Annotated in this window: 9 protein-coding genes; all 9 read left to right on the top strand. The window is 40.4% G+C overall.

Annotated features, from left to right (window positions below; genetic code table 11):
• Window positions 1–350 precede the first annotated feature (350 nt).
• The 9 genes from E1I69_RS22665 (at window position 351) to E1I69_RS22625 (ending at window position 11,554) form a co-directional block, all read left to right on the top strand.
• Window positions 351–1,916, top strand: coding sequence for an FAD-dependent oxidoreductase (locus tag E1I69_RS22665; protein WP_136381792.1), 1,566 nt, complete (start codon window positions 351–353; stop codon window positions 1,914–1,916).
• A gap of 233 nt (window positions 1,917–2,149) precedes the next feature.
• Window positions 2,150–3,346, top strand: a complete 1,197-nt coding sequence (locus tag E1I69_RS22660; protein ID WP_136381791.1) for a M20 metallopeptidase family protein — start codon at window positions 2,150–2,152, stop codon at window positions 3,344–3,346.
• 45 nt (window positions 3,347–3,391) lie between these two features.
• A complete protein-coding gene (locus E1I69_RS22655; protein ID WP_136381790.1) occupies window positions 3,392–4,996 on the top strand; it encodes an ABC transporter substrate-binding protein in 1,605 nt (534 codons plus the stop codon).
• Window positions 4,997–5,091: 95 nt separating this feature from the next.
• Window positions 5,092–6,036, top strand: a complete 945-nt coding sequence (locus E1I69_RS22650) for an ABC transporter permease (protein WP_136381789.1) — start codon at window positions 5,092–5,094, stop codon at window positions 6,034–6,036.
• Window positions 6,037–6,074: 38 nt separating this feature from the next.
• Window positions 6,075–6,929 (top strand): ABC transporter permease, encoded by an 855-nt coding sequence (locus tag E1I69_RS22645; protein WP_136381788.1) that lies wholly within the window; start codon window positions 6,075–6,077, stop codon window positions 6,927–6,929.
• Between the two features lie 11 nt (window positions 6,930–6,940).
• Window positions 6,941–7,978 carry an ABC transporter ATP-binding protein gene (locus E1I69_RS22640; protein ID WP_278186191.1) on the top strand — a complete coding sequence of 346 codons (1,038 nt, stop codon included), beginning with the start codon at window positions 6,941–6,943 and terminating at the stop codon, window positions 7,976–7,978.
• Window positions 7,971–8,978, top strand: a complete 1,008-nt coding sequence (locus E1I69_RS22635) for an ABC transporter ATP-binding protein (protein WP_136381786.1) — start codon at window positions 7,971–7,973, stop codon at window positions 8,976–8,978. Before E1I69_RS22640 ends, E1I69_RS22635 begins: the two co-directional genes overlap by 8 nt.
• A gap of 69 nt (window positions 8,979–9,047) precedes the next feature.
• Window positions 9,048–9,464 carry a hypothetical protein gene (locus E1I69_RS22630; protein WP_136381785.1) on the top strand — a complete coding sequence of 139 codons (417 nt, stop codon included), beginning with the start codon at window positions 9,048–9,050 and terminating at the stop codon, window positions 9,462–9,464.
• Window positions 9,465–9,916: 452 nt separating this feature from the next.
• Window positions 9,917–11,554: a S8 family peptidase gene (locus E1I69_RS22625; RefSeq protein ID WP_136381784.1), complete on the top strand. Its 1,638-nt coding sequence runs from the start codon at window positions 9,917–9,919 to the stop codon at window positions 11,552–11,554.
• Window positions 11,555–11,776: the final 222 nt, after the last annotated feature.

Here is an 11,776-nt window from a genome sequence, read left to right as displayed (position 1 = left end):
GATTCTTTTAAAACATCAATATCTAGGTTAAACTGTATTTGAGTCATTTTTATTCCTCTTTTCTATGTTTTTCTTGGTCGTTAAACATTGTTGACAAAAAGGAATAAAATGACTCATTTTCTTTTTACACAATTATACGGACTTAATCCAGAAATGTGCGAGGAAAGTCCTTCATAAGCCGGATGAAGACCCGAACGATAGTAGAATCAGTTAAAATAATCCTTCATTCACGGACCATTTCTAAAATGGTCTTTTTTTTACGTACCCCAATCCCTCCCATCCATGTATGATACCTAAATTACTGGAAAACCTAATGGCAAAATTACTTTTTTAGGAAATGAGGGTTTATTGTGGCAAATGAAAAGAAGCTTCCTGAAACACCTGAGCCGTTATGGAGGGTTGATGTTGACATTCCAACATTTTCTTCGCTTGAGGAGGATCTTGAAGTCGATGTAGTGATTGTGGGTGGGGGGATTGCGGGCCTAACCTCTGCTTATGTATTAGTAAATGAGGGCCTGAAAGTTGCTGTCTTAGAGGCAGACCAATTACTCAATGGAACAACAGGACACACGACTGCGAAAGTAACTGCACAGCATGATCTCATCTATGATGAATTCATCACGAATTTCGGAAAAAGCACCGCAAGGCTATACTATGAAGCAAACACTGACGCTATTCAATTCATTGAAAACACAGTAAATGAGCATCAAATTGATTGTGATTTTAGCAAACAAGACGCTATCATCTACTCCACAACCGACGAATATGCGCAAAAACTTGAACAAGAAGCACAAGCCTATGAAAAAATTGGAATTGATGGTGAACTTGTAACTAGTGTTCCTTTTAAAATTGAAGTAAAAAACGCACTAGTCATGAAAAATCAAGCCCAGTTCCATCCAGTCAAATACTTAGCACATCTTGTTAACATCATCAAAGAAAAAGGTGGACTCATTTTTGAACATACAGTTGCCGTGAATGTTGAAACGGGAGAAAAGCCAGTAGTGCTTACGCGCAATAACAAGCGGGTAAAAGCAGGCTTCGTCCTCGCTTGTTCACATTTCCCATTTTATGAGGGTGCGGGTCTTTATTCTGCACGAATGAAAGCAACACGTTCATACATAGTAGCTGTGAAGGCAAAGGAACATTATCCAGGTGGCATGTATATTAGTGCGGATAAACCTACACGTTCGCTTCGTTCTGCTTCAAAAAATGGGGAAGATTTTATATTAATTGCTGGGGGTAACCACCAGACTGGCGAAAGAAATGACACAATGGAAGACTACCATGCATTAGGTTCGTTTGGGGAACAGGTATTTGACTTAGATGATATTCAATATCGCTGGTCGGCGCAAGATCTTCAAACATTGGACAAAATCCCATATATTGGGGAACTTACAACGGGTGAACCTAATATTTTGGTTGCAACGGGGTTTCGTAAATGGGGCATGACAAATAGTACAGCAGCTGCTCTATTATTTAGAGATATCATCCTGAAAAGAAATAACCCGTATCGTGATTTGTACTCACCAGCACGTTTCTATGCACATCCTTCTCTGAAGAATTTCTTTGTCAACAATGCGAAAGTCGTCAAGCATTTAATCCAAGGGAAAATGGAAATCCCACAAAAAAATGTGGCTGATATTCCAAATGGAGAAGGGGCGGTCATCTCCATTGATGGCCATCGAAAAGGCGCGTATAAAGATGAGAACGGAAAGCTCTACATCGTAGACACAACATGTACCCATGTGGGCTGTGAAGTTCATTGGAACAATGGTGAAAAATCATGGGATTGCCCATGTCATGGTTCTCGATTTTCCTATACCGGTGAAGTTCTCGAAGGTCCAGCAGAAAAACCATTACAGCAATACGACTATACCATGCTCGATAACCTAACCTCAGAGGATTCGGGTTATTAAATAGTTAATATAGTTACATAAGGATATGAGAAGCAGGGGGTAGCATTTTCCCTGCTTTTATTTAATGTCTGAAATCCGCAAAGTTCTTAAAGTGTACCTACAATCAAAAATTTGCTTTTTATCTACTTTATAATAGTAATCAAGTAAACTGATATAACCTAGTTGACATCTCGGAATTATGGGATTAAAATGAAGTGAATATTTTTTGATTCAAATAGAAATGAGGGTTGGGTATGAGTCAAGCATTGAAGAATGAAAGTTTATCAGCAATTTTTGCTGAGTTAGATAAAAGTTTTGATGATATGAAAAGCTGGAGAAGATATATGCATCAGCACCCAGAGCTTTCATTTGAAGAAGTACATACGGCCAAATATATCGAGGAGAAGTTGGTAAGTTTCGGCTTAGAGGTACAGACAAAAATTGGTGGGAATGGGATTGTTGCCACCTTAAAAGGGTATCAACCGGGAAAAACGATAGCCCTTAGAGCTGATTTTGATGCCCTACCAATCGAAGATGAGAAGGATGTACCCTATAAATCTACGAAACCAGGTGTGATGCATGCTTGTGGACATGATGGTCATACATCTGCTTTATTAGGTACGGCACGGACCCTTAGTAAATACCGTGAAAAAATAAAAGGTACAATTCTATTTGTTTTCCAGCCAGCTGAAGAGACACCACCGGGTGGAGCAAAGTTTATGATTGAGGAAGGTATCCTAGAAGGGGTGGATTATGTATTTGGGGCACACCTCGCTTCGGATATCCCACTAGGAAAGGTCGCTGTTGGAGAAGGATATCAAATGGCTGCGGTTGATAAAATTGAGATTACGATTAAAGGTCGTGGTGGTCATGGTGCAAGACCACATCAAACTGTTGATTCTCTTGTAATTGGAAGCAGTGTCGTGGAAGGGCTACAAAAAATCGTCAGCCGAAGCATTGATCCACTGAAATCGGCTGTAGTTACAATCGGTGTCTTCCATGCCGGCAGTGCCTTTAATGTGATTCCAGATACAGCGAAAATCGAAGGAACAGTCCGTACGTTTGATGAAGACGTTCGTGATCAAGTGGAGGCGGAGATCAACTCCATTGTTAAAGGAATAACGAGTGCCTATCATGCAAACTATGAAATTGATTATTTACGCGGCTATCCAGCTCTATATAATCATAAAGAAGAAACAGATGTAGCGAGGGGACTTTTCTCAGAGGTATTTACCGAACAGAATGTTATAGAGAAGACGCCAACGATGGGTGCTGAAGACTTCGCCTATTTTCTAAAGGAAAAACCAGGAACATTTTTTAATGTTGGTTCTCAAAATGAAGATGAAGCGACCCATTATCCACATCATCATCCGAGATTTGATTTTGATGAAAGAGCATTGGTTAATATCTCTAAATCTTTTGTGAAAATTGTATCACATTACTTATTTTAAAAACTAGCAAACTAAAAATCTTACAATAGAGAGGGAATCAAACAGATGAAAAGAAGCTTGCAATTAGTAATTGCTTTATTATTTACAGTATTATTATTCGGCTGTGGTAATCAGGAAGGCTCGGATAGTACCAAGAGTACAGGCGAAACTGACCAAGCAGCAGCGGAACCAGTAAAAGGTGGAACGTTGAATGTTGCTTTCGCATCAGACCCGGATACTCTGGACTGGATGTCTACCGGTGCAACGGCAACAAGAGATGTTGGCTGGCATATTTTTGAAAACTTATTTGCGCTAGATAAGGATTATCAAGTAAAACCAATGGTTGCAGAAGACTACAATGTAAGTGACGACCAAAAGGTATATACAATCAAAATTCGTGAAGGTGTAAACTTCCATGATGGTTCAACAGTTACAGCTGAGGATGTTGTTGCATCATTTGAACGCTGGGGGAAAATTTCTTCTGTTGGGAAGAATGCCTATAAATACATTGAATCTGTGAAGGAACTTGATGAGTTAACTGTAGAAGTCAAATTAAACCAAGTATACAGCTCTCTTATGTCTGACATGGCAGCTCCAAAATCTGCTCTTATGATTATTCCGAAAGAGATTGCAGAAACAGCTGGTGAAAAGCCACTGACAACAGAACAGTACATAGGCACGGGTCCTTACCAGTTTGAAAACTGGGAGCGAGGCAAAGAAATTGTTCTAACTCGTTTTGAAGATTATTCTGCACGTGAAGAAGAAGACTGGGGCGGCTTAACAGGTAAAAAGGTCGCATACTTTGATGAGATTAAGTTTTTAATTGTAAAAGATCCACAAGTTATGATAAATGGTCTAAAAACAGAAATTTATGATTATGCTCAATCAATTCCAACTGACTTATATGAGGTAGTTGAAGCAACTCCAAATATTGATCCAGTCACTTATATTAATGGATATTCTGTTACGACTCCAGATCAATCAGAACCACCATTTAATGACTTGAAAGTACGTCAGGCATTAAGTCTTGTTTTAGATAAGAAAGCAATTGCAGAGTCAACCTATGGAAATCCGGATTTTTATCAACTAGATGGTGCATTATTTGATCCGGAACAAACAGAACTATACAGTTATCAAGGTTCAGATGACTATTTAGCATACGACAAAGAGAAAGCTAAACAATTACTGGAAGAGTCTGATTACAATGGAGAACCAGTTAAAATTATGTTCTCAAATGATTCAGATACGTATAAACGAATCTCACAAATGATGAAACAACAAATGGAAGAAATAGGTTTTGTAGTCGAGTTAGTACCATATGAATGGGCAACATATCTTGAAAAATGGCAAGATCCTGCAAACTGGGATTTAGTTGTGGTTGGATGGTCTACCCGTTTCTCACCTAGTGAACTAGGAATGCTTGTGATGGATACAGCAAGTAGTGGTTGGTACAACAGTGAGCGTTGGGGTAGTCTCCTAAATAAATGGGGTGTAACAGCATCTCCAGACGAAAGAAAAGAGATATTAGCAGACATGAACCAAACTGTAAATGATGAGCTTCCATTTATAAAAATTGCGAATGAAACGAAATTAGATATTAAGAGTGAAAAAATTCCAGTTTACGATAATTGGGTTGGCCAACGATTCTGGAATACATGGAAGAATCAATAAGTAATAGGATCAAACTGGGAAGTCGTGTCAGGGAATGTTATGACGTGACTTCCTTTTTTAACTTAGTAAAAGTATGAGTTAGAGGAGGAAAAACATTGCTGCAATACACAATACGCAGATTTATTTCTATCATTCCCGTTATGTTCATTGTTAGTGTGATTGTCTTTCTGATTGTCCACCTTACTCCAGGTAACCCTGCCTATCTCATCCTGGGTGAAGATAGCTCACCAGAAGCGGTTGCACAGCTAGAAGAACAAATGGGGTTAAATAAACCAATGGCCTTGCAATTTGTTGATTGGATTAAAAATATTTTTGTGGGAGATCTTGGCGAATCTATCTATTCCTCTGAACCGGTTACTGACGTCATTATGGATCGGATTGGCCCAACATTTAGTTTGATGATCACTTCCTTGACGATTGCCTTATTCATTGCGATCCCAATTGCTATTTTTGTAGTTTGGCGCCGAAATACATTTTTAGATCCTTTGTTCACTTCTTTTTCTCTTGTTGGAACATCCATTCCGGAATTTTGGTTCGCGTTGTTACTGGTCTTAGGACTTGGGGTAGCAGTACCTATTTTTCCAGTGGCTGGATATGTTCCGATTGCAGAAGGCTTTATTGACTGGATCTATCATTTAATTTTACCTGCATTTGTCTTAGCGGCGGTTGAAATTGGACTTATCGCTAGGATGCTTCGCGATGGCATGTTGGAGTCAGTTAATCAAGATTATACGAAAACCGCCCGTGCGAAGGGAGTAAGAGAGAGCATCGTTTTAATGAAGCATGTCTTTTCAAATGCTCTCATCCCAACAACAACCGTTATTGGTGTAACGGTAGCAGGTTTGCTAGGGGGAACGGTTATTATCGAAACAATGTTCACCATCCCTGGAATTGGTCAGCTTCTAATTGATTCCATATATCGAAGAGATTATCCGGTTATACAAGGGGTTGTCCTGTTCATTGCCGTGGTCTACGTTATTGTGAATCTACTGATTGATCTTTTGTATGCATTTTTAGATCCGAGAATTAGGTATGACTGAACCTGATTTTTAAAAAATTAAAAAAAGGGGATTTTCGTATGTTTAAGAAAAAACGAAATCTGATCGCTCTTGGGATACTGGTTTTGCTTACGGTTGGAACAATCACAGCTTCGTGGTGGCTACCTGTTTCTCCATCTAAAATGGATTCCGCGCAGCGGTTACTAGCTCCATCTGGAAAGTATTGGTTCGGTACGGATCATTTCGGGAGAGACATTTTTGGGCAAACCGTAGTTGCTTCGCGAATTTCCTTACTTGTTGGTTTAAGTGTAGCACTGATTTCTACCGTATTAGGAACAATTACCGGCTTGATTGCTGGCTATTATAAAAAAGCTGACTTTCTAATCATGCGTATTATAGATGGAATGCTTGCATTTCCGTCATTGCTGTTAGCATTGGCGTTAGTGGCTGCACTTGGGGGAAGTGTGACGAATATCATCATTGCGTTGTCCTTCTCGTTCTTTCCTGTGATGACACGGATTGTCCGTTCAGCTGTTTTGCAGATCAATTCAATTCAATACATTGAAGCGGCAAAAACCTCGGGAGTCAGTGACCCTGTCATCTTGACTCGTTATGTGTTGCCAAATGTACTATCACCTATTATTGTGCAAGGAACGTTTATTTTTGCTAAAGCCATTTTGGCAGAAGCGGCATTGAGCTTTTTAGGTGTCGGTGTTGAACCTTCTACACCAACATGGGGGAATATGCTTCAGGAATCGCAAATCTATATTTCGATTGCCCCTTGGTTTTCCATTTTTCCTGGGATTTCTATTGTTATCACGGTCCTTGCTTTAAATATACTTGGTGATGGATTAAGAGATGCCTTCGATCCACATACAAAAGGTATGGGGAAAAGGAAGAAACGTTGGACGAATAAACAGATTGAAGCAGCCTAGACGAAAGGAGGATACAGACAATGCTAGAAGTAAAGAATCTAAAGACACAAATTGATACAGATGCAGGAATTGTTCATGCGGTGGATGGTGTTTCATTTACCGTGGAAGCAGGACAAACGGTTGCTATTGTTGGGGAATCCGGTAGTGGGAAGAGCGTTTTAGCCCATTCAATCATGCAGTTAAACCCAAAACCGCCTGCCTTTTATCCAGAGGGTGAGATTTTATTTGAGGGAAAAAACTTGCTAAAGCTTTCGGAAAAGGAGCTACGAAAAATTCGCGGAAATGAGATTGCAATGATTTTCCAGGATCCGATGTCTAGTTTAAACCCTGTCTTTAAAATTGGTGATCAACTGGTTGAAGCCATTTTGACTCATCAAAAGATGTCACGTTCTAAAGCGAAGGATCGTGCGATTGAGTTATTAAAAGATGTTGGAATTCCGGATGCGCAAGCGAGGATGCATGATTACCCCCATCAGTTTTCCGGGGGGATGAGACAGCGCGTGCTTATTGCCATTGCCCTTGCCTGTAATCCGAAATTATTGATTGCAGATGAACCGACAACTGCTTTGGATGTAACGATTCAAGCACAAATTTTGGAATTAATGAGAGACATACAAAAGAAGTATGGGACGGCTATTATCATCATTACCCATGATTTAGGAGTCGTTTCACAAATGGCGGATAAGGTGTTAGTCATGTATTCGGGGAGGATTGTGGAGAATGGCTCCGTAAACGACATTTTCTACCGGTCGTCGATGCCATACACTTGGTCGCTCCTACGCTCCTTGCCTCGTTTAGATGCAACAGCACATGAACGCCTCATTAATATCGAGGGACAGCCACCGAACCTAGTGTCCCCGCCGAAGGGATGCAATTTTCATCCGCGTTGTCCATTTGCAACCGAAAAATGTTTGGCGGTAGATCCACAGTTAACCGTAAGAGGGGAAGACCATTGGGCGGCTTGTATCTTGTCGCAACAGGAATTTGACGAAAAGAAGGAACAGTTCAGAATTTCCGAAGATAAAAGGGGTGTTCCGATTCATGACTAGTCCACTACTTGAAATACGCGATTTGAACATGCATTTTCCTGTTAAGGGAGGGATGTTCAGTCGAACGAAAAATTATGTCAAGGCAGTTAATGGCGTGAATTTAACTGTAAATCAAGGGGAAACACTTGGAATTGTCGGCGAGTCAGGTTGTGGTAAAAGTACCCTTGCCCGAACAATCCTTGGACTCCTTAAACCAACGTCTGGTGATATTTTGTTTGAGGGTGAAAGCATCCTTACCTATAATCATAAGCAAATGCATCAGCTTAGAAGAGATATTCAAATGGTGTTCCAGGATCCATTTACCAGTTTAAACCCTAGGATGAAAGCCGGCGATATTATTGCAGCCCCACTAAAAGCATATCGCATAACAGATCATTTGGAACGTCGAGTATTAGAATTAATGGATCTCGTTGGCTTAAAGGCAGATGACTATCATAAACTGCCCCATCAGTTTTCCGGTGGTCAGCGCCAGCGTATTGGCATTGCCCGCGCACTTGCACTCAATCCAAAATTGATGGTCCTTGATGAGCCAGTTAGTGCCCTAGATGTATCGGTACAAGCACAGGTAATTAATTTGCTCGAAGATCTACAGAAAGAACTTGGGTTAACCTATGTCTTTATTGCCCATGATTTATCAGTCATCAAGCATATAGCTGATAAGGTTGCAGTCATGTACCTAGGAAAAGTGATGGAAATATCCGATAGTGAATCTTTTTACAAGGATGCACAACATCCATATACAAATGCATTGCTATCAGCGATTCCATTGCCAGATCCGGAAAAAGAAAAAGTGCGTCAGCGAATCATGTTAAAGGGAGAACTTCCGTCTCCCAGCAACCCACCAACAGGCTGTGTTTTCCATACTAGATGTCCTTTCGCCACTGAAGCCTGTAAGAAAGACGTGCCAGTCCTAAAAGCGACGGATGGTGACAACAGACATCTTGTCTCATGTTTCTATCCAATGAACGCTGAAAACAAACAACTTGTCGAAAATAAATAAGGGACGAAGGGACAGGTTCCCTGTCCCACAGATGGGATTAATAAATAGAAACGAATAGGGGGAACTCTAGTGGAACTACAAAAAATTACATTAATGGATGCCTATATGATTGAAACCCTTCGAAGTAACGGTATTTCTAATAATGAAATACTTGCTCAGATTGAGCAGGGCAATGTGGATGGATGGCAGGATTTGCATGAGCATTTCGATTTTAATGAATTACTGAAACTTGCCGAGCAGGATATAAGGTCATTTCGGTCAATACTGTTGGAAGGATATAAGGTAAAATATGTAACGTTCAAGGGGCTTCAAAACCTGATCAAACTCCGATTTGGAAAAGTGAAAGACAAAGACTATCAACTAACAGAAACAAGTATTGAAAATCTAAAGCTCAACGAAGATCAAGCTCTTACCCTAAAACAAATGATATCACAAAACTGGATCTTCAGCTGGGACGGAGGGACAGGTTCCCTGTCCCACAGATAGAGGAAATTACAAATAGAATGAATCTCATTACACTAACGAAACAGGTACTTCTTTTATGGGAAGTACCTGATTTTTCTATTAACGCACCAACGCGGTGAATGCATATGAAAGGCTTTTATACTACCAGTTTTAGATATTTGGGCTTGTATAGAATTGTTGTGAGAAAAACTTTGTGGTAACAAATAACTGAATATTGAAAATGATATTGACGTCTTCGATTGAAAAATTGTAGTGTAATGGAGGGCAGAGTCCATTACACTTTTCTATCCACGAAATTCAACTAATCTCCTAAAACTTAACTTTCCCGTTACATAATTCACGACAGTCAAAGTAAGAAAGTTCAAAAGATGTCTTTTTTACTTTTTAACTGTAGATATGATACATAGAAGGGAGCGTGCCATTTACAAATACCATATTCTTTGTTTGACCAACCAAAAATTGGAGGTATGTGGATGAAGAAATTAGTTAGTTTTTCGATTGTTCTTTTACTCATGTTATCGATGTTTGCAGGGGTAACCTTTGCTAATCAACCAGACAATGTTGGGAAAGGGAACTTAGATTTTGTTGAAGGCGAACTCATCGTCTCGGTTGAACCGAAACAAAAAGGAAATGCTGATCTCACGATTCAAAGTGCAGATAGTCTTAAGGGACAGGAAGATGTCCTAAAAGCGAAAGGATTCTCAATCATTGACACTCTCCATGTAGAAGATACTTCAGTCAAACCACTTATCAGCAAAAATTTTAACAAAAAAGTAGTCGACAAAATGGGCTTGGTCTACTTAGTAAAATACTCTCCGGACAATTTCAAATCTAGTACTCTTGCAAAAAATGAATTGCGCAAAGAGTTAATGAATCTTGGTTTCAAAGTTAGATATATTTCAGAAAACTATAAGATGATGGCCATTGAAGGAACAGCCACAATCCAAGCCGTGCATCAAAATCAAAAATGGCATTACGACATGATTAAGGCGCCACAAGCTTGGACGATTACGAATGGGTCAAGTGCGGTTAAAGTTGCAGTATTGGATACAGGGATTGATCATAATCACCCTAGTCTTGCAAACTTTGTAAATACTAGCTTAGGTAGAAGTTTTGTAGGTGGAACGACGATGGATGTTCAAGGTCACGGCACCCATGTGGCAGGAACGATTGCGAGTTATGGCTCAGTTTCAGGTGTGATGCAAAATGCAACTCTTATCCCTGTGAAGGTTTTAGGTAACGATGGCTCTGGTTCTTTATACGGAATCACCCAGGGAATTTTATATGCTGCCGATATTGATGCAGATGTCATTAATATGTCTTTAGGTGGCGGTGGGTATAACCAAAGCATGGATGAAGCGGTTCAAACTGCGACTGCCCAGGGAACCATTGTGGTAGCAGCGTCTGGTAATGATGGTGCATCTAGTATTTCCTATCCGGCTGCATATAGTAGTGTAATTGCGGTTGGATCGGTAACTTCAAGCGGAACGCGCTCAAGCTTTTCAAATTACGGATCTGGGTTAGAACTAATGGCACCAGGCTCAAGTATTTATAGCACCTATCCAAAAAGTCGATATGCCACTTTATCCGGAACATCGATGGCAACGCCACATGTTGCTGGGGTTGCGGGCTTAATACGAGCGGCTAATCCAAACATTTCAGTCTCACAAGCCAGACAAATTTTACGTGATACTGCACAAGAGACTGGTAGCTTTACGCAATACGGGTATGGAATCGTGGATGCCCATGCAGCAGTTGTTGCCGCATCTGGAGGAGGCGGAACAACTCCACCACCACCATCCTCAACGGAAACAGTCACAACAGTATCAACGAACTATATCTACTATTACCGTGGGGAAACAGTCTATGTCACAAGCACGGTAAAAGATTCGAATGGGGCGGCAGTTGCCAATGCAACCGTTAACTTCAAAATCACACGGCCAAATGGCACAACTGTTACATCTTCCGCAACAACAAACTCGTCAGGTGTGGCCACTTGGTCAATTGGCACAAACTATTCCACAGCAACGGGAACATACCGACTAGACGCAACCGCATCAAAAAGCGGATATTCGAGCAGTGCCGCTTCAACAACATTTAGAATTTACTAGATAGAAAGGGTCCAGAGGGACGGTTCCTGCGGCTCCAAAAATTTGGAGCCACAAGAACCGTCCGAGGTCACTGAAAAACGTTTCCAAATAACTGGAAAACCGTAGGTTTTCATAAAAAAATACAAAAAACCCCCGATTTTGGTAAAATAGAGTTGTCGAAAAACTATCACCAAAAAGGGGGATTTTTTATGCTTAAAAGCAGAAAACAATTAAGCATGTACT

The sequence above is a fragment of the Bacillus timonensis genome (assembly GCF_004799755.1).
In the GTDB taxonomy this organism is placed as follows: domain Bacteria; phylum Bacillota; class Bacilli; order Bacillales; family Bacillaceae_L; genus Ferdinandcohnia; species Ferdinandcohnia timonensis_A.
This window is presented reverse-complemented; position numbering and strand designations above follow the sequence as displayed.

Excerpts from the sequence above, each read along its gene's own strand:
- E1I69_RS22660 (WP_136381791.1), top strand. The coding sequence starts at position 2,150 with ATGAGTCAAGCATTGAAGAATGAAAGTTTATCAGCAATTTTTGCTGAG.
- E1I69_RS22655 (WP_136381790.1), top strand. The coding sequence starts at position 3,392 with ATGAAAAGAAGCTTGCAATTAGTAATTGCTTTATTATTTACAGTATTA.
- E1I69_RS22645 (WP_136381788.1), top strand. The coding sequence starts at position 6,075 with ATGTTTAAGAAAAAACGAAATCTGATCGCTCTTGGGATACTGGTTTTG.
- E1I69_RS22635 (WP_136381786.1), top strand. The coding sequence starts at position 7,971 with ATGACTAGTCCACTACTTGAAATACGCGATTTGAACATGCATTTTCCT.
- E1I69_RS22625 (WP_136381784.1), top strand. The coding sequence starts at position 9,917 with ATGAAGAAATTAGTTAGTTTTTCGATTGTTCTTTTACTCATGTTATCG.